This window comes from Xanthomonas arboricola pv. populi (genome assembly GCF_002939945.1).
Lineage (GTDB): Bacteria > Pseudomonadota > Gammaproteobacteria > Xanthomonadales > Xanthomonadaceae > Xanthomonas > Xanthomonas arboricola_A.
Genome location: NZ_MDEB01000002.1, coordinates 601,524 through 623,376 on the forward strand (window position 1 = coordinate 601,524; position 21,853 = coordinate 623,376).

The window sequence follows — 21,853 nt, forward strand, 5'->3', positions numbered from 1 at the left end:
TCACCAAAGGTCGTAAGGAAACGCGGCCAGCAGCCCGGCCTGCAGTTTTTCCAGGTCGAAATCGCCGTTACCGCCAAGCTCCAGGCACTCTTCCACGCTGTTGCCCGAGTGCCACTGCATGCGTCCGGTGCCGTTGTAGTAGTCGTCGTACTTGAAGCGATCCTCGCCGTTGCCCCAGTCCAGGTACACCGCCGGAATCCCGTATGCCTCGGCAAGAATCAGCCCGTGCAGCGAGCTGCTGATCACCAACTCGGCGCCCAGCAACGCACTCATGAACGTCGCAGGCTTGACGTTGGGAAATACCAGATGATCCGCGTACGCGCTGTACTTCTCGATCGGCTCGTTGAAATGCGGAACGATGGCGAAGGGGCGCTTGTTCGCCGTGCCCAGCGCATCGGCCGGGAAAAACATCGGTGTCAGCAGACCGGGGTCACCATAGACCTCCGGCACCGCGATCCCGCGATCGAGCAGGAATTGACGCGTTTTCGGGCCACGCACCGCACGCACATCGAGCGTACTGAAGGTATTTCGCTCGGCGGGAATCTTGCCGTTGATGCCGCTACCCCAGACGGTGTCGCCGTCCTTGGCGAAATGCAGCACCGACCCGATGGCGATCAGCTTCTTGCTGAGATCGCGCTTCTCGATCAGCGTCTTGTCCTGCAAGGAGAGCACACAGGACACAATCACCTTGGACAGATGATCGCCCATGTTGACGCCAGCGTTCTTCGGCTGCCACCAGAACAAAGCACGGCGTTCCGCATGTTCGATCCATTTCTGCAGCAAAGCATTGGCCATAACGAGGTGTCTCCTTCTAAAGTTGGGTGCGCGGCATCAATGCGAGAGCGCGGCCTCCGAAGAAGCACGCACAGCTGCGCCATCTGGCTGCGGGTACAAGCGGGTTTCCGGATACGCACCGGGATTCAGTACGCGGTCGGTGGTATCGGACCAATTCAGGCATTGGCGGTAACGCACGCGCGGTGCTTCCAGCGCGCGACTGATGGCTGCAATGACCGACTCACCGTTGCCGGGAGTGTAGCCGAAACGCGATTGATACGGCCCCACGACGGCATTCGGACACACCGCAGGCAGGCCGAAGAAATCGTATTGCAGCAACTTCATCGAACTATCGGCCAGATACACCGGTACCTGCTCGGATGCGTAAGGCGCGATCCCGAAACGGGCGTGCTTGATGTAGCCGATGGTCTCGGCGTGCTTCATCTCGCCATAGACGACCACGTTGTCGCCATAGCCGGGGTGCCGGCCCATGCCCGAGCCGATCACATGGAACGTGACCTGCGGGAACGCCTTGCTGGCAACCACGAAGAAGTCCGGATCGAACAACATCGAGCCCACCGCGACCGCATGGATGCCCTCGCCATACGGCGATGGGTCACCCAGCTGATCCAGGTTGTGATCCACACCGTGACCGACGTGATACACGTTGTCGCGGCTTGCCACTTCCTCCGCCATTGCCGGCGACACCAACGCGATCACATCGAGTGTCGGTGCAACCCGATCGAACTCGCGCTCGATGTAGGACGCGACATTGATCGTGCTCAGGCCATCGGAAGCGCGATAGACCAGCTTCGCTGCCGGATTGACGCGTTTGGCCAGCTCGATGAAGGCCACCGCGATACCGCTTTCGAACACGATCACGTCCGCCTCGCGCATCCAGTTCAGCAACTGGCGCGGCGGGTGCGCGGCATACCAACGGAACATCGCATCTTCGACAGAACGCAGCCAGGCGCGGCGCGTGTTGAACGGATGCACCGTCGTGCGCCACAGATAGCACTCCACGCCCTTGTGCGACACCACGGTATTGGCAGTGTCGTCCAGCGGCAGCCGCATATCGCCCTTCATGCGCGACAGCCGGCTATAGCGCAGCGAGAAAAAACGCGTGGTGCCGCGCAGCGCGAGCTGATCGGTGATGAAGTGGATGTTGGCGCGCCGTGGCGTGCGGTAATCGTGGGCGGACAGGACCAGATAGCAAGGCCGGCGAATGCCGGAAGCGGCGGCGGGTGTATCGCTCATGGGCCGTGTCCTATGGATGAGTGGGAGAAAGCATGCAAGAACGTAGGCGAAGGCGATGTCGTTCTCATTGGCGTGCCTTGGCCTGCTTCAGCAACTTGCGGATGTTGAGGATGGCGATGACGTCGCGACGGAACGCCGGCCAGATCGCCAACGCCAGCAGACAGACCGCCGCCATCGTGGCCGCACCAACGGCCAGTTGCTGCCACAGCGGGCCACCGACGGTGATGGATGCGTAATAGGCGCACACCCCCGCCACGCCGTATGCGGTCATCGCGCGCACCGCATTGGTGAACAATGCGCCCACCGGCGCGTCAGAGATCTTGCCGACCCAGACCAGCGACAACGGCCAGGTCACCAGCAGACCGAACGAATAGCCGATCGCCACGCCCATCGCGCCCCAGCGCGAGCCGACGAAGATGCAGCCGATCAGCACGATGCGGCTGACCAGCGAGAACAGCAACTGCGCGCGCATCAGGCCCCTGGCAAGGAACACCCAGTAGGTTGCATAGGACGCAGTCTGGAAAATACCGCCCAGCGTCAGCACCTGGAACAGGGGCACGGCCTCGCGCCACTGCTCGCCGAGCACCAGCACGATCAGCGGCATGGCCAGCGCACATGCGAAGGCGAACAGCGCAACGATCAGGTGCACCATCACCGTCTGCCCGCGCAGCAGGAAGGCGCTGAAGCGTTCGCGGTCGTCCTGCAGTTGCGACAGCACCGGCAACGCCACGCTGGTGGCAGGTGCGTTGATCTGATTCAACGGCATCATCAGTAACTGGAACGCGCGGTTATACAGGCCCAGTGCGTCCGGGCCGGTGCGCCAACCGATGATGACCTGGCCGACGTTGCGGCTGGCATAGCCCAGCAACTGCGCGGCCATCAGGTTCCAACCGAAGCTCATGAAGTCGCGCATCGGCGCCGAGCGTTGATACCCGCCCGGCAACCAGCGCGCGCAGCTCGCGGCGATGATGAAATTGACCACTGCCTGCACCACCTGCTGCACCACCAGCGCCCAGTACCCCCAGCCCAGCAACGCGGCAGCGACGGCAGCGCCCAGGCCCAGCACCTGCGATCCCACATCGCTGAGCGCAACCTGGCCAAAACGCAGCCCGCGGCTCAAATGCGCGCGGTACTGCGTGGTCATGCCGTTGATCAGGAAGGTCACCGCCAGCGCCTGGGAAATCGTCACCAGGTCCGGTTCTTTGTAGAAATTGGCGATCACGTGAGCAGAGGCGTACACCACCACCGACAGCGACAGGCCGATGCCGCTGTTGATCCAGAACAGGTTGTCGCGTTGCTCGCGGCTGACATGCTTGGCCTGCACGGCAGCGGCAGACAGGCCGAAATCGCGCAGGATCTCGGCCGCACCGACAATCGCGGTCACCATTGCCATCAGGCCGTAGTCGTAAGGGGTCAGCAAGCGCGCCAGCAGGATGATGCCGCCGAACTGCACGACCATCTTGGCCGACTGACCGATCATGGTCACCGCTGCGCCACCGGCGGCGCGCGAACCGAGGCTGCGCTGTGGCGGCGGCGTGGGGGAATTCATCGTTGGGATCTCTGCGGTCACAGCGCGGCGTCTCCATCCTTGCCGAGCGCTTCCAGGTAGGTGCGGTAGTGCAGCTGTCCGATCCGTGGCCAGTCACGTTGCGATAGATCCGGTGCCGGCCCGCGTGGCGCGGCGCGCACCTGGTCCAGCATACCGGTCAGCAATGCCGCATCGAATTCTCCCTCGTAGAGAAACACCCACCCCGGACCGACTTCTTCGGCGATCGCCGCATTGGATTCGCTCCACGGCGCCAGCACCGGGCGCGCCAGCGACAACGCCAGCAACAAGGTGCCGGAGTTGTGCATCTGCCGATACGGCAGCACCACCAGCTCGGCTTGGCTGACTTCGCGTGCCAGCACCGGTTCTTCGACATACGCCAGCAAGGCGCTCACACGCGGATCCTGCGCGCAGGCCTCCTCCACCAGGCTACGCATCTGCGGCGTGGCCGGGTTGCCGACGATACGCAGCTTCAGGCGCGGATCGTCGACCTGACCCATCACCTCCAGCAGCGTTTCCACGCCCTTGTACGGGCGAATCAGGCCGAAGTGCAGCAGCCGCCCAGGAACCGGCGTACCTTGCGGCATCTTTGCGAACCACTCGCGATAGTGTCCGTGCAGGATGGTGTCGGTGAATGGCGGCCGCGGCGGCGTGGTTGCGTTGATGCGGATCCAGCGACGCGTCAGCCCATCGATCCAGCGCAACAGGCCGCGCTCGCGCCAGCCACGATCCTCGTGCGGCGCCAGGTTGTGCAGGGTACGCACCACCGGCGTGCCGGTCAGCTGCAGCTTGAGCAGCAACAGTGCCGCACACACCTGCTTGGCCAGGGTGCCGACCGCACTGGGATGGCGCAGCAGATACTCCGGCCAATGCAGATGCAGCACGTCGTAGCGCGACAACAGCGCATCGCGCATCGAAAAGAAGCGCGGCTGCACTGCATCGGGCAGCGACGCGTACAGCTGGGTCAGATACGGATTGGTGCTGGCACTGGGCTTTTCGGTGGAAAACAGCACGGTGACCTGCGGCTGCGTGGGAGACCGCGCAGTCGCTGCCGATGCAGGCGCGCTCATCGCACTGCCTCCTGCGGACGGCGTGTGCCCAACGCGGTGTGGTACTCGTCGACATAGCGCCCAACCACATGCTTCCAGTCGTAGCGGCTCACGTACGCCATGGACGCTGCACGACGCGTATCGAAGTCCACATCCGCCTGCAGCGCAAGCGCCTGCACCTGGTCTGCGGCCGCAGCGATCCTGTCGCGGTTGACGATCACGCCCTGGCCCGATTCGCTGGCAAGACGCACGAACGGCGGGATATCGCTGAGGATGGGAATCAGACCTGCACTCATCGCCTCGACCGCGGCGATGCCGAAGCCTTCGTGGCGCGACAGGCAGACGAAGAACTGCGCCTGTTGCATCAGGCTGCGCAACTGCTCCTGCGAGGGCGACATGCTGAGCTGCACCTTGTCCTGCAAGCCCCGCTCGGCGATTGCCTTGCGCAGATCGGCCTCGTTCAAATCGTATTCGCGCCCGGCGATGATCAAGCGCCACTGCGGATCGCGCTTGAGTACCGCCTGCAGCAGCTCCAGGGTTTCGATCAGGCCCTTGTTCACCGACCAGCGGCCGAAATACATCATGGTCCGCCCCGGCGTCGCTGCGCCCTGCCCCGCGTATTTCTCCACGTCCACGCCGTTTTCGATCACCCGCAAACGTGCCGGCGACACCACCTTGGCGAACAGCTCGCCATCGTTTTCGCTGGTGGCGATCACCCGCGCATACGCCAACGCCGAGGTGCGGGTGAGCGTCTGAAACCACAGCTGCTTCATCCGCGAGGCATACGCGGTGTGGAAGAAGCCGCCGTGCGTGGACACCACCATCGGCTTGCCATGCAGCGGCTTGGTCAGCGCCAGATAGTCGTAGAAAAAATCGATGCCATGCAGATGCACCAGATCGGCCGAACGGATCGCGCTCAGCACGGACGGCGCCAACGGATAACGCGACGAGCCGCGATAACCGATGCGTCGGATCGGCAAGCCCTGATGGGTCTCATGCGCCGCAAGCTGCGCACCCGGATCGGTAAACACCCGATCCAGGGTCACGATCTCCACCGTATCGGCGCTGGTGGCCTGATGTTGACGGGCCACATTGAGAACGACTTCCTCCATGCCTCCGATCGAAGGGTGAAATTGGCGGACGACATGCACCACTTTCATTACGCCAATCTCCTGTGCCAGCGACGCAGACGCATCTGCATGCTCGGCTGATCATTCTGGAAGCTCGTCATTTACGTTTCAATCCCAACATCCACGGCGCAACGCGCACCAGCACGGCGCGCATCGGCACACTGATAGCGACAGCAACCGCGCCAAGGCCCATCGCCCAGGCCGGTGTGCCGATCGTGCTGGGTGCGATCACACCCGTTCGTGCCACCACACTGGTGAGCACCAGAAACACCAAGGTATGCGTGCACAGGATCAGCAAGGTATTGCCACCGACCCACTGCAGCCAACGCCACTGTCGAACGAAATACGCCACACACAAGGTCATTGCGGTGCCCAGCAGGCTGACCAACAGGAACGCCGCAGCGGAATGCCCGAACTGCAGATTGTTCACATCCACCTGTCCGTTCCATCCGGCCAGCCACCACCACGCGACCGCCAGCACCGGCAGGGCCAACGCCCAGACCGAAGCGCCAAGCGCGCGCAGTGCATCGGCATAGCGCGACAGCCATCCGCCCACGGCGATGAAGAACAGCGCAACGGGCAATACATCCAGCGCGAACGGGAGCCGCAGGTGCAATGACGGAAACCAGCCCGCCCACGCCAATGCGAGCAACAGACTGGCTGCAGCCAGGGCCGCCGTCGTCAGGCGCGTGCGCGAGGCCAGATAGGCCAGCGTGGTGACGAACAAGGCCGGCAGGAACCACAACGCCGGAAGCACATACAGACGCGTGCCGTTGGCCCAGAACAGACCGACGAACGGATCCCACCACGGCAGCACATGCGATGGATGCGCCGCACGGCTGGTCACTCCCATTAGCAACCAGCAGGCGTAGGCCACCAGGAAAAACGCAAGGTAGGGAACCAGCAACGTACGCGCCAGCTTCCTGATCGTCGCCACCGTCATCGCGCGGTGGCCGAAGCGCTCGCCGACCCAGCCGGACAGCACGAAAAACAGCGGGACATGAAAACTGTAGGCGAACAACTTGTAGGCGGCCGGCATGCCGTTGGCATGCCCCAACACCACCAGGACGATGGCCAGCGCCTTTGCTGCATCGATCTGCCAATCGCGGGTCAAGGCGGGCGCTGGCGCGGCCTTGGCCGCCAGGTCACCGTGCCCGGCTGCGCTGGAATACGGCGCGGTGGTCATGGCGCAGCGCCGCTCATGCCGCCACCGGGCGGGCACCCAGGGTCCACGGCGCAAAACGCATCAGCAGCCAGCGCAGCGGCACGCAGGCCAGCAGCGCAAACACCGTCACGAACAATGCCCATCCCAGGCCCGGGCGCGAGGCACCGAACCCACCAGCCAGCGCCGCGACACCGGAGAGCACGAAGAACACCAGCATGTGGGTGCACAGGATCAGCAAGGTATTGCGGCCGATCCACTGCATCCATGCCCAGCCCTGCACCAACCGTGCCGCACAGATCACCATCAATGAGCCGAGTACCGCACCGATCACGAACCCGGCGTGGTTACGACCGAATTCCAGCATGTTGACATCGATCCGGCCATTACGATCGGCCAGCCAGGCCACCGGCAACGCCAACAACACCGTCGCCAGCGCGCTCACCGAAAGGGAGGTCGGCAGACGTGCGGAAGCGTGGATCAGCAAGGCGCCCAACGCGTAAAAACACAGCGACACGGGCAGTACGTCCAGGCCGAAGAAAAGTCGCACCTGCTGGCCTGGAAACCAGCGCATCCAGCACCAGGCCAGGATCAACGACGCCACCGCGATCACAGCCGGCGACATCCAGCGGCGCAGCACCACATAGCTCAGCACCGTCACCAGCATCACCGGCAGGAACCACAGCGGAGGCTGCACATACAGATCGGGTCCAATGCCGGTGAACATCGCCACGATCGGCTCCCACCACGGATGGCTGCCCCATCGTGCCGCCTTCTCGCCGATATTGCGCGTCAGCAACCAGTACGCGTAACCGAGCAGATAAAACGTCACGTACGGCAGCAACAGACTGCGCGCCTGCTTGCTGATCGTCTGCGGCAACCCGGTGGTCCGCGACGCATAGCCGGATGCCAGCCAGCCGGACACCATGAAAAACAGCGGCACATGAAAGCTGTAGGCAAACAACGTCATCGCCTGCGGCACGCCCTTGGCGTGGCAGAACACCACCAGCAGAATCGCCAGCGCCTTGGTGGCATCGATCCGCGGGTCGCGGCTGCGCCCACCGGTGGCAACGTACGCGCCGACGACCGGTGCGGCCGGCTGCGGCGCTTGCGTCGCCGCCACGCTCATCGCGCGCCTCCTGCGGGCAGTGGCAATCGCGTCTGGTCGTCGGCCGGATCCTGTCTGGGCAGCTGCGCAACGGTTGCAGCGGACCAGGTCGGCCGCATATGCCACAGGCAGCCGCACACGAACCACCACAATGCCGACGTCTTGATCGAGAAATAGCCGTTGGACACCAGCAAGCTCAACGCGAACGCAAAGATCGCCTGGTTCTTGAACAACTGCCCTTCCTTGCTCGGCATCAACAACAGGAACGAATACGACAGCAGGAATGCGAGCACGCCGACGATCGACTGCGATGCGATGAAGTAGGCAATGCCGCTGTCGAAGTAACGGTACGCCTGCGCAAAGTCCAGGCCCATCCACGAGTTGAAGGACAGGTTGTTCATCGAATTGACGGTAAAGAACACCCGGCCCATCGTGTTGTCCTGATAGGCGGTGATCCCGGTGATCCACACCAGCAACCACGCAGTCATGATCACGATCAGAAAGACCAGGAACGCCAGGCGTTGATCCAGGCGTTTCAACAGCGGCGACAGCAGCACCATCAGCACGCAGGTGCCCGCAGCAAGTCGGCCGTCGGAAGCCACGATCATGAAACCGATCAGGCCGACCGACAGAATCAGCATCGCCGGCCGCATCCAGCGCCAGAACACCAGCACGATCGCGGTAAAGAAGCAGATGTAGTTGCCCATCGTCACCGGCTCGATGAACATCGAGGAGGCACGGGGAAGATTGGAGCCCGGCAGGAAGTTGCGCTCGCCCGGTCGCGTGGCGCTGACGAACAGGTTGCTGTCTTCGTTCCAGAACCCTTCCGCGCTCATGCCGCGTGCGTTGACGAAAAAGCTCTTCGGGTTGACCAGATCGCCGTAGGCGCTGGGCATCGCCAATTCGAACGCCGCAACCAGCGACACGATGATGGTCATGCGCACGAACAGCTTGGGCACCGACCCGGTATAAGCCGAACCAAGCACCACGAACGCAAACACCACCAGCGCGTCGCGGAAGAACTTCGGATCGATCTGCCAGTTCACCAGGAAGCGCACGAACATCAAGGTGACGATCAGTCCCAGGCCGCTGATGATCAATGCAATGCGCTTGCGGCTCATCGAGCCCAGGCCGAGCAGGAAACACGCGGCGTAGACCATGAACTCGACCGCGTAAGTGATCACCGGACGGACGGTGAACACATTCGCGTTGATCAGCGCCAGCACCAGGTTGTAACCGACGCCGACCAGCAGCGTCAGCTCGATCAGCAGGTTGTGCCAGCGAATGCGGGCCTTGTCGCTCATTCGGATCAGCATGCATACGCCTGCTTGAGAGGGGCGGCTGCGATGCAGCCGCCCGCGGCGCTCGGCGCGCCAGGTCGCACACTCCCCGCCATCATCAGTACGCGGTCTTCTGTCCGAGCACACGTACTGCAGTCAGTACGATGATGCGGATATCCAGCCACAGCGACCAGCGACGGATGTAGTCCAGGTCGTACTGGATGCGCTTCTTCATCGTACGCAGCTCCGGGGTTTCGCCACGGAAGCCATTGACCTGCGCCCAACCGGTGATGCCCGGCTTGACGTAGTGGCGCTGCATGTAGTGATTGATCAGCTTTTCGTAATGGGTGTTGTGCTGCGCGGCGTGCGGACGCGGCCCCACGATCGACATGCTGCCACCGAGCACATTGAAGATCTGCGGCAACTCGTCCAGGCTGCTGCGGCGCAGGAACGCACCGAAACGGGTGATACGGGTGTCGTTCTTGGTCGCCTGCTGGATGGTGGTGCCGTGGTCGTCATGCACCCGCATCGAGCGGAACTTGAACATGTAGAACTCGCGGCCACCCAGGCCATGACGACGCTGGCGGAAGAACACCGGACCCGGCGAACTCATCTTCACACCGACGGCAATCGCAGCCATCAGCGGCCACAGACCCATCAGCGCGATCACGGCCAGGATCTTGTCCTGCAGCGCCTTGGCGACCACGAAGTAGTTGTCGCGGTCCACACCGCCCTGGCGCAGGTTGATCACCGGCACGTTGCCGATCTGCTCGCCGGACTGGTTCAACAGACCGAAGTCGAACAGATCCGGCACCAGCTTCACGTTGATCGGATAGCGATCCAGACGCTGCAGCAGCTGCTTGATGTGGTCACGCTCGCCCAGCGGCAGCGAGATCCACACCTGCTCGACCTGGTTGTCCTGCAGATACTCGATCAGCGCATCCGGGTCGCCCAGGCACGGCAGCGACTGACGCTGCTCGGTCACGGCGATGTCGTACGGCGTGCGGAAGTAGCCGACCAGGTTCATGCCGACCCAAGGATTGCGGCTGAGGTAGTGGCTGATCTTCATTACCGGGTGGCGCAGACCCACCACCACCACCCGCTGCACGTCCACACCCTGGGTGCGCAGGTGGTTCAGGAAGCCGCGCAGCACCGTGCGGGCCGCCACCAGCGAGGCCAGGCCACCGACGAACCACAGGCCGATCCAGCCGCGCGAGACCTGCTCGCCAACCTGCACGATCAGTGCGTGCACCGCGAACAGCGCAAATACGCCGCCGAACGCGCCACCCAGCACCATCAGCTCGCTCAACAGCCCGCGACCGCGCCAGCTGCGATACAGCGGGAACAGCGCAAAGCAGATCACCGAATACAACAGCGTGGTGGCGATGGCGACCCGATACGGTGCTGCAGGCACCCAGGAGCCGAAGACGATGCGATAGGCGATTAGCCCGGAGACCACGACCATGGTGAGGTCGAAGACGCGCAGGACAAGATCGGCTGCAGCCGAATACTTGGACAACAATCGCGGCGAGGATGTGGTGTAAGTCGCGCTACTCAAGTCTGCCAAAAGCATGGGGATGTCCTCCAAACTCGATACGGCGCATGCGGGGGAACATACGAATCGCACGCGAGCTTTCAATCATCTCCGTCGAGCGATCACCGCGGTAATACCTACCGACCCCAGATCGCACGACAGCCCTTTGTTTCAACAGAGACAAACTTTCAAACGAAGGAGCCCGAAACATACGGGATCCAACCTTTTCCACGCTGAATCAGTTGTCACTTCAATTAACCATCGTTGTGCAACACCACGATGTCAGTCCACCCGCGTCTGCGCTGCCGTGCCACGCAGGAAGTAGCGCACAAGAGCCACAGCCACACCAAGGAATACGCCAAAGATGAAGCCTAGCGCGAGGTTCAATTTGAGTTTCGGCGAAGTCTTCGACGTAGGCACGTCTGCGGTATCGACAATGGTCACGTTGTTGGCGCCGACATTGCTCGCCACACCGATCTCCTTGTAGCGCTGCAGGAGCGCATCGTAGAGCTGGCGGTTGGTATCGACGTCGCGCTTGAGCATGTTGTAGCGGATGCTGCGGCTCTGCAGATCCAGCTCATCGTTCCGCAGTCCGGCGATGCGCTGGTTGAGCAACTGCTCCTGATGCACCGACGCGTCGTATGTCGCCTTCAGCGACTGGCGGATATTGATGACCTCGCCATTGATCTGGCGACGCGACTCTTCGATCTGCGCCTTCAGGCGCTGCATTTCCGGATAGTCCGGCTTGAAGGTCGACAGCTTCTGCTGATATTCGGTGTTCAAGCGGATCTGCTCGCCGCGCAAGCTCTGGATCAGCGGGTTGCTCAGCACCTGTGGCAGCGACATCGCATCACCGCTGCTGACCTGACGCCAGGCTGCTTCGGCCTTGATGCGGGTGTCCTGCGCCGATGCCAGCATCGCATTGAGGTCGCTCAGGTTCTGCGCCGGAAGCGATGGCTTGTCGTCGCCCACCGACACGATCTGCTCGTCGGTGGAATAAGAGACCAGATTCTTCTCCGAGTCCTCCACCTTGTCGCGCAACTGCTCCAGGCGCTCGGCCAGGAACTTGGTCGCAAACGACGACGCCTTGATGCGACGTTCCTGGGTACTGACGATGAAGACCTTGGTGTAGGTGTTGGCGATCTTGGCAGCCAGCACCGGGTCCGGCGAATCGTAGTTGACGTAGACCAGGCGCGAATTGAGGATCGGCTCGACCACCAGTCCGGCCAGCAGGGTATCGGTGAGGCTGCGCTCGACGATCGCCTGGCGCGAGTCGACTGACTTGCCGGCTTCCGGATTCTTGGCAGCGGCCTTTTCCAGCGCTTCGTCGACCTGCTGCTTGAACGCCGGCTCCTGATCGAGCTTGGCTTCGCGGATCACCGCACGGGCCAGCGAGCGGCTCTGCAGCAGCTGGTATTGGGTCTGGTAGAAGTCGCGATCCTGCGGCGATTCCACCGGCATCAGATTGTCGACGTTCACCACATTGAGCGAGTCGCGCTCGATCTGCAGTGTGCTGATGGCGCGGTATTTCTCCGGCATCAGCAGGGTGACGCCAAACGCCAGCACCACGGCCGCAACGGTGATCAGGATGATCAACCAGCGCTGCGACACCAAAGCGTGCCAGTAGTCGAGCAAGCCGACGTCGGCCAGCTCGAGATGCCCATGACGATGAGACGGGGAGGAACGATTGTCTGAATTCATACTCATCGGTAAGCGCGCCACACCATCACAAGGGGGGTCAGTTCCAGCATGGTGCGCAGCCAGACGCGTGCGTCCGAGCGGTACACCACAACGATGTCGCCGCCGTAGATCTCAGGGTCCGGGTTGGCACCCTTCTCGATCTGGGTCAGATCGAATCTGGCAATCATCTTTTGCCCGTTGACGGTGCGGAACACGATGACGTTGCCGCGGCTGGCCACCGTGCTGACACCCTTGGCCTGCGCAATGGCCTGCTGCAGTGTCAGGTTTGCGCCGATCACCGGATAGATGCCCGGCTCGTCGACCGCACCGGTCACCGTCACCCGGCGACCATTGGATTCCTGCACGAATACCGACACCTGCGGCTGCTGCAGATAGCCGGCGGCGTAGCGTTCTGCCACCAGCCTTTCCAGCTCGCCGACACCCAGACCGGCCGCCTTGACGTCGCCGATCAACGGCAGCGAGATATGGCCGTTCTGATCGATGCGGACCTGCCGCTCCAGATCATCGACCTGGAACACTTTGAACAACAGCAAGTCGCCTGGGGCGAGTCGATACTCCGGTTGCACTGCGGACATCGCGAGCGGATCCGGAAGCGGCAGAGAATCCGCCATCTTCGGACCGGTGCTGCATGCGCTCAGTGCCATCGAGCAGATCAACGCCAGGCTGAGGCCTTGGCAAAATCGTCCGATCAGTTTTTTCATGCGTGTGGCTGGCTGCCTCGGTTGGGTGGGACAGGACCTCGCGCAGCATTCGACCGGCCAACACGCCAGCAAGAACGTACGACAGAGAAATTCATCCCAAGACGCTCGGGATCACGACAGGTGTGACGTGTTGCAGTGCACTATGGCATAGAACCAACGCATCGCAAGACGCTGCTCGCCATTTTTTTGACGGCGTTGGCCTATTGATTCAAGTTCGTCGTTACAACGTTAACAAAACGTGATCCACGTAGTAATCCAGCGCTAATGATTCGGAACATTTACGGATACTTAGCAGCATTCCGTGATCCAGGTCCACAGCGTGCGAAACCGCAAGCAACCGGGCTCGACCGACCACTCCATGCTGCTCTGCGGTATGCCGATGTACATATCGTGCCACCTGCATGACACCCCACGAATCACATGTTGCGGCGCAACAAAAAGCCCATGTCCGTGAAGACATGGGCTCCGTGTTTGGTCGGGGTAGCCGGATTCGAACCGACGACCACTAGTCCCCCAGACTAGTGCGCTACCAGGCTGCGCTATACCCCGAAGATGTTGCACCCGCTGCTAGAGCGGCATGCGATTATAGCGGCTTTGCGACGCGTTTTCCTAGCGGCGCAGCAGCTGCAGAACCTCTTCCAGTTCCATGCGCACCTGCTTGATGATCTGGTTGCTCAACGCTGACTCGCTTTTGGCGCCATCGCCCTCCAGACGCAGGCGTGCGCCGCCGATGGTGTAGCCCTGCTCGTACAGCAGGCCACGGATCTGGCGCACCATCAGCACGTCGTGGCGCTGGTAGTAGCGCCGGTTGCCGCGCCGCTTGACCGGTTCCAGGCTCGGGAATTCGGTTTCCCAATAGCGCAGCACATGTGGTTTGACGTCGCACAGCTCGCTGACTTCGCCGATGGTGAAGTAGCGCTTGGCCGGAATTGGCGGTAGTTCACGATTACTGCCCGGATCCAGCATAAGCCTCCACCCGCTCCTTGAGCTTCTGGCCCGGACGGAAGGTCACCACCGTACGCGCCGAAATCGGAATTTCCTCACCGGTCTTGGGATTGCGACCGGGCCGTTGATTCTTGCGCCGCAGATCGAAGTTGCCGAAACCGGAAAGCTTCACCTGACGACCCTGCTCCAGCGCATCGCGCAGCACATCGAAGAACGCGTCGACAAATTCCTTTGCCTCGCGCTTGTTCAGACCGACCTCGTCGAACAGACGTTCGGCCATCTCCGCTTTCGTCAATGCCATGCCAATCCCCTGGTTACCGCCTCAACTCCGGATCCGGGCGCGGTGCTCGCGCTCGATCACGGCCACCACATCGGCAACGACTGCGTCGACGTCCCGGTCGGTGAGAGTGCGCGAGTTATCCTGCAAAATCAAGCCCATAGCCAGACTCTTGAAACCTGGCTCGACCCCCTGCCCGACATAGCGGTCGAACAACTGCACCTCGCGCAACAACGGCCCGACGGTGGTGCGCACGCTGCTCGACAGCGCCGCCCAGCTCACCTCTTCCGGCACCAGGAAGGCCAGGTCGCGACGCACCGAGGGGAAGCGCGACAGTTCGCCGGCACGCGGCAGCGCCCGTTCGACCAGCGCCGTCAGTTGCAGCTCGAACGCGATCACATCCACGTCGATGTCCAACGCTTTGGCCAGGCGCGGATGCACCTGCCCGATCCAGCCGATGCAAACGCCACCGCGATGGATGTCGGCCGAGCGCCCCGGATGCCCGAAAGGCTGGGCAGAGGGCTGGAAGTCCAGCACTGCGCCACTGGCCGCAGCCAGCGCCATCAGGTCGCCCTTCAGGTCGTGGAAGTCCACCTTGCGCGTGGGCTCACCCCACTGAAGCGCCAAGGCATCGCCACATACGGCCGCGGCGACATGCTGCGACTCCTGCGGCGCAGCGCCGGCATCGGGCGCGGCAGCGAACACCTTGCCCAGCTCGAACAGGCGCACGCGTCCGGCCTGGCGCGCGGCATTGCGGCCCAGCGTCGCCACCAGGCCCGGCAACAGGCGCGGACGCATGATCGCAAGCTCGGCGCTGAGCGGATTGGCCAACGGCACCAGGCCGTCGGTCAGCTGCCAGCGCTCCAGCAAGGTGGCATCGACGAAGGCGTAATTGATGGTTTCCTGCAGCTCGCGCGCCACCAGCTGGCGCCGCACGCTGAGCTCATCGAGCTGGGTTTCGCTCGGCATCGCAATCCGGCTTGCGCCGCCCGGCAGCGTGGTCGGCACGCGGTCGTAACCGTGGATACGCGCCAGCTCTTCGATCAGATCCTCTTCGATGGCGATATCGAAGCGACGGCTCGGCGCCATCACCTGCCAGCCTTCGGCAACCGCCTCCAGCTGCATGCCGAGCGCGCCCAGAATGCGCGCAACTTCGGCATCGTCGATCTGGATACCGAGCACGCGCGCGATCCGCGCACGCCGCAGCAGGATGCACGCCGGCTGCGGCAGATGCTGCGGCAGTTGCGCATGCACGACCGGTCCCGGCGTACCACCGGCCAGTTCCAGCACCAGCTGCGTCGCCACTTCGATCGCTTGCGGAGGCAACGCCGGATCCACACCACGCTCGAAGCGATGACCGGCATCGGTATGCAGACCGAACTTGCGGCCACGCCCCATGATCGCGGCCGGATCGAAGTACGCCGACTCCAGGAACACGTTGCGCGTGGTCTCGGTGACGCGGGTGTCCAGGCCACCCATCAGACCAGCCAAGGCGACCGGGCGGTCGGCATCGGTGATGGTCAGGAAGCTGTCGTCCAGCGTGACCTGCCGGCCATCCAGCAGCGCCAGCTGCTCGCCGCTGCGCGAACGGCGCACGCCGATCGGGCCTTGCAGCGTGTCCAGATCGAACGCATGCATCGGCTGACCAAGCTCCAGCATCACGTACTGGGTGATATCCACCAGCAGCGAGACCGGACGCACGCCACTGCGGCGCAGCCGCTCTGCCAGCCACACCGGCGTTTTCGCGGCAGGGTCGATGCCCTCGATCACACGTCCGCAATAGCGCGGCGCTTCGCTGCCGGCATGCAATTCCACCGCCAGCGTGCGCGTGGACACCGGCGCTACCGCACCGGCGTCGAAGGCCACCACTTCGCTGGCGCATGCGGCCGCCACATCGAAGGCGATACCGCGCACGCTGAAACAGTCGGCGCGATTGGGCGTCAGCTTGATCTCGATACTGGCATCGGGCAGCCCCAGATACTCGGCCAGCGCCTGACCCACCGGCGCATCGTCGGGTAGCTCGAACAGGCCAGACGCATCGCTGTCCAGCCCCAGCTCCTTGGCCGAGCACAGCATGCCGTTGGAGGCGACCCCGCGCAGCTTGGCCGCGGTGATGGTGAGCGCGCCGATCTGCGCACCGACCAGCGCCAACGGCGCCACCAGACCGGCACGCGCATTGGGCGCGCCACACACGATCTGCAGCAACTCGCCCTGCCCTGCATCGACGCTGCAGACCTGCAGACGATCGGCTTCCGGATGACGCACCGCCTCGACGATACGCGCCACCACCACCTGCCCCAGCGCTTCGCCCAACGGCGTGACCTCTTCGACCTCCAGACCGATCGCCGTCAGCGTTGCGGCAAGCTCGTCACGGCTCGCCTGGATGGGAACGTGGCTGCGCAGCCAATTTTCAGAGAATTTCATGAGGAGCCGGGAATCGGGAATGGAGAATGGAGAATCGCAAAAGCGGGGGCGCCGGGTATTCGGAACAGGATCCGCGGAGCGCGTGGCTCCAACGATTCCCCATTCCCAATTCCCGATTCCCCGCCGTCAAGCAAACTGCCTGAGAAAACGCACATCGTTTTCGAAGAACGCGCGCAGGTCGTTGACGCCGTAGCGCAGCATCGCAAAGCGCTCTACGCCCAGGCCGAACGCGAAGCCGGTGTAGCGCTCCGGGTCGATGCCGACGCTGCGCAGCACGTTCGGGTGCACCATGCCGCAGCCGAGCACTTCCAGCCAGCGCGTGCTGCCGTCGGGCTGCTGCCAGGCGATATCCACTTCCGCGCCCGGTTCCACGAACGGAAAATAGCTGGGGCGGAAGCGCATTTCGAAATCGCGCTCGAAGAACGCCCGCACGAACTCGGACAAGGTGCCCTTGAGGTCGGCGAAGGTGGAATGCTCGTCCACCAGCAGGCCTTCGACCTGATGGAACATTGGCGAATGGGTCTGGTCCGAATCGGAGCGATACACTTTGCCGGCCGCGATCATGCGCAGCGGCGGTGTGTGCGCATCCATGTAGCGCACCTGCACGCCGGAGGTGTGGGTGCGCAACAGGCGGCCATCGCCGAAATAGAACGTGTCGTGCATCGCGCGCGCCGGATGGTGCGGTGGAAAGTTCAGGGCTTCGAAGTTGTGCCAGTCGTCCTCGATCTCCGGGCCATCGGACAATTCATAGCCCAGGCGCGCAAAGATCTCGACGATGCGCTCGAGCGTGCGCGTGACCGGGTGCAATCCGCCCCGTTCGCTACGACGGCCCGGCAAGGTGACATCGATCCGCTCCCCGGCCAGACGCGCGTCCAGCGCGGCGTTTTCCAGCGTGTGCTTGCGCTCGGACAACGCCGCGGTCAGCGCATCGCGCGACAGGTTGATCGCTTCGCCAGCGGCCTTTCGTTGGTCGGCCGGCAGCGTGCCGAGCTGCTTGAGCTGGGCGGTGATGCTGCCGCTCTTGCCCAGCAATGCGACGCGCAAGGCTTCCAGTTGGTCCGGCGTCTGCGAGGCGGCGACATCGGCCAGCGCACGCTCGGTCAGGGATTGAATCTCACTCATTGCACTCGCGCCTCAACTGCGTCAACCGAACAGTGTTTCCGGATGCACCGGAACGCATTGCCACATCTCTTGCCAGCCATCGAATCGACCGATGCCGGCTGTCTAAAACGCAAAAGGGGAAGGACTCGCGCCCTTCCCCCTGCATATCTGCTTGCCCTCGCCGGAGGCCTGTACACGAATGTGCAAGCTCCCTCGAGAAACTACCCCTTCAACAGTCCGCACATGGATGTGCGGGCTCTTGCGAGGGACTCGCACCTATGCCGCCAGCGCGCCCTTGGCCTTCTCAGCCAGCGCGGCAAAGCCGGCGGCGTCGTGCACGGCGATATCGGCCAGCACCTTACGGTCCAGGGTGATACCTGCCTTCAGCAGGCCGTTCATGAAACGGCTGTAGCTCAGGCCATTGATGCGGGCAGCCGCGTTGATGCGGGTGATCCACAACGAACGGAACACGCGCTTCTTCTGCTTGCGGCCGATATAGGCGTACTGCTGTGCCTTGATGACCGCCTGCTTGGCGACGCGGAAAACCTTGCGACGGGCATTGTAGTAGCCCTTCGCCAGGGTCAGAATTTTCTTGTGGCGGCGGCGCGCCTGCACACCACGCTTTACTCGTGCCATGGTTCAGTCCTCAGAGATAGGGAAGCATACGATCGAGACGGCCTGCATCCTCGGCGCGGACGTGGTTCGTCTGCCGCAGGTTGCGCTTCCGCTTGGTCGCTTTCTTCGTGAGGATATGGCTACGGTTTGCGTGGCCGCACTTGTACTTGCCGGAGGCGGTCTTGCGGAAACGCTTGGCCGCCGCCCGGTTGGTCTTGATCTTGGGCATTGCAATGTCCTTGATGGTGTTTTGTCACTGACCCGGGCGGCAGTCTTGCGACCACGCTTTCCATCCCTGCCCTTGCCTGCTTGTAAGTCCTTGATCGAACACGATCCGGACAGGTCCTGTGCCGCTTGCGCGGCGCCCCGGCAAAACCGGGCCGCGCAGTATGCCCGTTGCCGGGAATTCTTGCAAATGGAAGCTGTCGCCAGCCGGACGGACCCCAGCAGGGCCCGTCTCAGCGCGGAATCAGATCTTCTTCTTAGGCGCGATCATCATGACCATCTGGCGCCCTTCCAGGCGCGGGCGCGACTCGATGACGATGTCCTCGCCCAGGTCGGCCTCGATCCGGGACGCCATTTCGCGTCCCAGCTCCTGATGGCTCATTTCACGACCACGGAAGCGGATGTTGACCTTGACCTTGTCGCCCTCTTCCAGGAAGCGGCGCATGTTGCGCAGCTTGATCTGGTAGTCGCCCTCGTCCGTCACCGGACGGAACTTGAGTTCCTTGATCTCGACCTGCTTGGTCTTCTTCTTGGCCTCGTTGGCCTTTTTCTGCTGCTCGAACTTGAACTTGCCGAAATCCATGATCTTGCAGACCGGCGGATCGGCCTGCGGCTGGATTTCGACCAGATCCAGGCCTTCTTCCTCGGCCTTGGCGAGCGCTTCGTCGCGCGACAACACGCCGACCATCTCACCGTCACTGCCGATCACGCGGACGCGCGGCACACGGATTTCTTGGTTCTTGCGGTTCTGTTTGTTGTCAGGGGTACTGATATTGCAATCTCCCAGGGGAATCGAACCGGCGCATCCGGATCATCCAGACCGGCCGGGGTTGGCTCACGCTGCCTGCTCTGCCTGCAGCCGTTCGATGAAGGCCGAGACCGTCATGGTCCCGAGGTCCTCTCCCGAACGTGTCCGCACGGCGACGGCGCCGTTTTCCTTCTCGCGGTCACCGACGACGAGGAGATAAGGCACGCGTTGCAGCGTATGCTCGCGAATCTTATATCCGATCTTCTCGTTACGCAAATCGGCGTTTACACGGAAGCCTTGATTTGCAAGGGTTTTCCGAACCGAGTCGACATAGTCTGCCTGTGCATCGGTGATATTTGCGACAACGACCTGGACCGGGGCGAGCCAGGCGGGGAAGGCGCCGGCGTGGTGTTCGATCAAAATGCCGATGAAACGCTCCATCGAGCCGACGATCGCCCGGTGCAGCATGACCGGATGCTTTTTCTGGCTGTGCTCGTCCACGTACTCGGCGCCAAGGCGGCCCGGCATCATGAAATCGACCTGCATCGTGCCCAGCTGCCAGGTGCGGCCGATCGCGTCCTTGAGGTGGTACTCGATCTTGGGGCCGTAGAAGGCGCCCTCGCCCGGCAGCTCCTGCCACTCCACCCCGCACACGCCCAGCGCGCTGCGCAGCGCGGCTTCGGCCTTGTCCCAGGTCACGTCGTCGCCCAGGCGTTTTTCCGGACGCAGCGCGATCTTGATCTCGATGTCGTCGAAGCCGAACGCGGTGTAGACCGCCAGTGCCTGCTGATGGAAGGCGGTGACTTCTGATTCGATCTGCGATTCCAGGCAGAACACGTGCCCGTCGTCCTGGGTGAAGCCGCGCACGCGCAGGATGCCGTGCAGCGCGCCGGACGGCTCGTTGCGGTGGCAGGCGCCGAACTCGCCGTAGCGGATCGGCAGGTCGCGGTAGCTGTGCAGGCCCTGGTTGAACACCTGCACGTGGCCGGGGCAGTTCATCGGCTTGACCGCATAGGTGCGCTTCTCCGACTCGGTGAAGAACATCGCGTCCTGGTAGTTGTCCCAGTGGCCGGATTTCTGCCACAGCGACACGTCCAGGATCTGCGGGCAGCGCACCTCGCCGTAGCCGCTGTCGCGATAGACCTTGCGCATGTACTGCTCGACCACCTGCCACAGCGACCAGCCCTTGGGGTGCCAGAACACCAGACCGGGCGCCTCTTCCTGCAGATGGAACAGGTCCTGCTGCTTGCCGATGCGGCGATGGTCGCGCTTGTCGGCCTCTTCCATGCGCAGGATGTAGGCATCCAGCTGCTTCTTGTCGGCCCAGGCGGTGCCGTAGATGCGCTGCAGCTGCTCGTTCTTTGCATCGCCGCGCCAGTAGGCGCCGGAAATACGGGTCAGCTTGAAGGCCTTGAGAAAGCGCGTGTTGGGCACGTGCGGGCCGCGGCACATGTCCACGTATTCCTGGTGGTAGTACAGGCCCATCGCGGTGATGTCCTCGGACATGTCCTCGATCAGGCGCAGCTTGTACTCCTCGCCGCGCTGGGCGAACACCTCGATCACCTCGGCGCGCGGGGTGACCTTTTTGATCACCTCGTAGTCCTGCGCGATCAATTCCTGCATGCGCTGCTCGATCGCGGCCATGTCGTCCGGCGTGAACGGGCGCTCGCTGTAGATGTCGTAGTAGAAGCCTTCGGCGATGACCGGACCGATCACCATCTTGACCTCCGGGTATAGCTGCTTGACCGCATGCCCGACCAGATGCGCGCAGGAGTGGCGGATGATCTCCACGCCTTCGGCGTCCTTGGCGGTGATGATGCGCAGGCTGGCATCGTGGTCGATGACGTCGCTGGCATCGACCAGCTGGCCGTCGACCTGGCCGGCGATGGTGGCCTTGGCCAGGCCGGCGCCGATCGACTGGGCGACCTGCATCACCGAGACGGGGGATTCGAATTCGCGGCGGCTGCCGTCGGGGAGCGTGATGTTGATCATGGGCAAGAATGAGGTCTGTGCTGGCTGCAGCGCGACGGCTGCAAGGGAGATCTGCCCATTGCGGGACAGGCTCGGATAAGCGTATGGCGAGAGGTGGTGCAGAACGAACGCCGGGCGGGCGCCCTGCGGACTGGCGCGGCCGGAATCAGCGGTGGGCGGTGGTAGTACTCATGTCGCACGCTGGGCCGGCGCGGGGCGCGGGCCACCTTCTCGCAAGGGGTCTCGGAAGCGAATGGTAAACCAATCGGCCCGCCGTTGCGCACGCCGGCACGGGGCCGGCGGGC

19 protein-coding genes and 1 tRNA gene are annotated in these 21,853 nt (G+C 63.1%); all 20 read right to left on the bottom strand.

Annotation, left to right across the window (positions count from 1 at the left end; genetic code table 11):
• The gene (locus XaplCFBP3123_RS09180) at window positions 1–795 is read right to left on the bottom strand and encodes a polysaccharide pyruvyl transferase family protein (protein WP_104533741.1); all 795 of its coding nucleotides are present in this window, start codon (window positions 793–795) and stop codon (window positions 1–3) included.
• Window positions 796–831: 36 nt separating this feature from the next.
• Entirely contained in the window at window positions 832–2,031 is a 1,200-nt protein-coding gene (locus tag XaplCFBP3123_RS09185) for a glycosyltransferase family 1 protein (RefSeq protein ID WP_104533742.1), read from the bottom strand.
• Window positions 2,032–2,095: 64 nt separating this feature from the next.
• Complete coding sequence (locus tag XaplCFBP3123_RS09190) at window positions 2,096–3,580, bottom strand: lipopolysaccharide biosynthesis protein (RefSeq protein ID WP_104533743.1); 1,485 nt, start codon at window positions 3,578–3,580, stop codon at window positions 2,096–2,098.
• Between the two features lie 17 nt (window positions 3,581–3,597).
• On the bottom strand, window positions 3,598–4,647 hold the full coding sequence (locus tag XaplCFBP3123_RS09195) for a glycosyltransferase (protein WP_104533744.1): 1,050 nt from the start codon (window positions 4,645–4,647) through the stop codon (window positions 3,598–3,600).
• The gene (locus tag XaplCFBP3123_RS09200) at window positions 4,644–5,786 is read right to left on the bottom strand and encodes a glycosyltransferase family 4 protein (protein WP_104533745.1); all 1,143 of its coding nucleotides are present in this window, start codon (window positions 5,784–5,786) and stop codon (window positions 4,644–4,646) included. The genes XaplCFBP3123_RS09195 and XaplCFBP3123_RS09200 overlap by 4 nt, the downstream gene beginning before the upstream one ends.
• Window positions 5,787–5,853: 67 nt before the next feature.
• On the bottom strand, window positions 5,854–6,942 hold the full coding sequence (locus XaplCFBP3123_RS09205) for an acyltransferase family protein (protein WP_104533746.1): 1,089 nt from the start codon (window positions 6,940–6,942) through the stop codon (window positions 5,854–5,856).
• 13 nt (window positions 6,943–6,955) lie between these two features.
• On the bottom strand, window positions 6,956–8,047 hold the full coding sequence (locus XaplCFBP3123_RS09210) for an acyltransferase family protein (protein WP_104533747.1): 1,092 nt from the start codon (window positions 8,045–8,047) through the stop codon (window positions 6,956–6,958).
• Complete coding sequence (locus XaplCFBP3123_RS09215) at window positions 8,044–9,330, bottom strand: polysaccharide biosynthesis protein GumE (protein ID WP_172453170.1); 1,287 nt, start codon at window positions 9,328–9,330, stop codon at window positions 8,044–8,046. The genes XaplCFBP3123_RS09210 and XaplCFBP3123_RS09215 overlap by 4 nt, the downstream gene beginning before the upstream one ends.
• Before the next feature lie 94 nt (window positions 9,331–9,424).
• Window positions 9,425–10,879, bottom strand: a complete 1,455-nt coding sequence (locus XaplCFBP3123_RS09220) for an undecaprenyl-phosphate glucose phosphotransferase (RefSeq protein ID WP_104533749.1) — start codon at window positions 10,877–10,879, stop codon at window positions 9,425–9,427.
• A 243-nt stretch (window positions 10,880–11,122) separates the two neighbouring features.
• Window positions 11,123–12,562: a GumC family protein gene (locus XaplCFBP3123_RS09225; protein WP_104533750.1), complete on the bottom strand. Its 1,440-nt coding sequence runs from the start codon at window positions 12,560–12,562 to the stop codon at window positions 11,123–11,125.
• Complete coding sequence (locus XaplCFBP3123_RS09230) at window positions 12,544–13,242, bottom strand: polysaccharide biosynthesis/export family protein (protein WP_172453184.1); 699 nt, start codon at window positions 13,240–13,242, stop codon at window positions 12,544–12,546. The genes XaplCFBP3123_RS09225 and XaplCFBP3123_RS09230 overlap by 19 nt, the downstream gene beginning before the upstream one ends.
• A gap of 472 nt (window positions 13,243–13,714) precedes the next feature.
• A tRNA-Pro gene (locus XaplCFBP3123_RS09235) sits at window positions 13,715–13,791 on the bottom strand.
• 60 nt (window positions 13,792–13,851) lie between these two features.
• Complete coding sequence (locus XaplCFBP3123_RS09240; protein ID WP_005995911.1) at window positions 13,852–14,208, bottom strand: MerR family transcriptional regulator; 357 nt, start codon at window positions 14,206–14,208, stop codon at window positions 13,852–13,854.
• Window positions 14,189–14,488 carry an integration host factor subunit alpha gene (locus XaplCFBP3123_RS09245; protein ID WP_002811076.1) on the bottom strand — a complete coding sequence of 100 codons (300 nt, stop codon included), beginning with the start codon at window positions 14,486–14,488 and terminating at the stop codon, window positions 14,189–14,191. The genes XaplCFBP3123_RS09240 and XaplCFBP3123_RS09245 overlap by 20 nt, the downstream gene beginning before the upstream one ends.
• Window positions 14,489–14,509: 21 nt before the next feature.
• On the bottom strand, window positions 14,510–16,888 hold the full coding sequence (gene pheT, locus XaplCFBP3123_RS09250) for a phenylalanine--tRNA ligase subunit beta (protein ID WP_104533752.1): 2,379 nt from the start codon (window positions 16,886–16,888) through the stop codon (window positions 14,510–14,512).
• Window positions 16,889–17,014: 126 nt separating this feature from the next.
• Complete coding sequence (locus XaplCFBP3123_RS09255; RefSeq protein ID WP_104533753.1) at window positions 17,015–18,010, bottom strand: phenylalanine--tRNA ligase subunit alpha; 996 nt, start codon at window positions 18,008–18,010, stop codon at window positions 17,015–17,017.
• A gap of 255 nt (window positions 18,011–18,265) precedes the next feature.
• Complete coding sequence (rplT, locus tag XaplCFBP3123_RS09260; RefSeq protein ID WP_016903313.1) at window positions 18,266–18,625, bottom strand: 50S ribosomal protein L20; 360 nt, start codon at window positions 18,623–18,625, stop codon at window positions 18,266–18,268.
• Between the two features lie 10 nt (window positions 18,626–18,635).
• Complete coding sequence (gene rpmI, locus XaplCFBP3123_RS09265) at window positions 18,636–18,833, bottom strand: 50S ribosomal protein L35 (protein ID WP_002811096.1); 198 nt, start codon at window positions 18,831–18,833, stop codon at window positions 18,636–18,638.
• Window positions 18,834–19,073: 240 nt separating this feature from the next.
• A complete protein-coding gene (gene infC / locus XaplCFBP3123_RS09270; protein ID WP_080639730.1) occupies window positions 19,074–19,616 on the bottom strand; it encodes a translation initiation factor IF-3 in 543 nt (180 codons plus the stop codon).
• Window positions 19,617–19,664: 48 nt separating this feature from the next.
• Entirely contained in the window at window positions 19,665–21,569 is a 1,905-nt protein-coding gene (thrS, locus tag XaplCFBP3123_RS09275; RefSeq protein WP_104533754.1) for a threonine--tRNA ligase, read from the bottom strand.
• Window positions 21,570–21,853 lie beyond the last annotated feature (284 nt).